This window comes from Pseudomonas hunanensis, from assembly GCF_013393325.1.
Classification (GTDB): Bacteria; Pseudomonadota; Gammaproteobacteria; order Pseudomonadales; family Pseudomonadaceae; genus Aquipseudomonas; species Aquipseudomonas putida_P.
In genome coordinates this window covers 1-615 of record NZ_QJRC01000047.1, presented here as the reverse complement: position 1 = coordinate 615, position 615 = coordinate 1, and the positions used below count along the sequence as shown (strand labels likewise).

Genomic DNA, 615 nt, shown 5'->3' with positions numbered 1-615 from the left:
CGCTGCCCAGCTCGCTTCCGTCTGGTGCGAGGATGCGCACGGTGCTGCCCGGTTCGGCGCGGCCGGTAACCACAGTACCGTTGGCATTGACTGTCAGTTCGGTTGGTGCAGCTGGCGCAGTGATGTCTGGTGCGGTGACCTGCGCTGGCAGCGACGAAAGGCCGCTGCCATCGATGGCGACCACGTCCAGCAGTTCGCCATTGGCTTGGGCCGGATTCAGTTCGATGCTGAAACTGCCATCGGCATTGGCGATAGCGCTGCCGATCAGCGTGCCGTTGGCATCGTGCACTTCGACACGGCTGCCAGCCGGCGCAGTACCGGTGAGGGTGGTGCCGTCGGCATCGATGGCCAGATTGCTCGGGCTATCAGGGGCGGTGGTCAGCGGAACGTCGTACTCCAGGGCCACGGAGGCGTTGCCGCTTGGGTCGGTCTGCACCAGGCTCAGGTGTTCACCCGGCTGCGCGGCGGGATTCAGGTCGATCAGGAAGGTGCCGTTGGCACCGACCACACCCGTGCCGATCACGTTGCCGTTGGCATCGCGCACTTCGACGGTGGCACCCGGTTCGCCGCGGCCGCTCAGGGCCAGGCCATCTGCACCGACGGTAATGTTGCTCA

General features: G+C 65.9%; 1 protein-coding gene. It reads right to left on the bottom strand.

Going from position 1 to position 615, the window contains the following annotated elements; genetic code table 11:
- Positions 1-615 (bottom strand): Ig-like domain-containing protein (locus tag DM807_RS00705; RefSeq protein ID WP_179026944.1); only part of this gene is annotated, 615 nt, incomplete at both ends.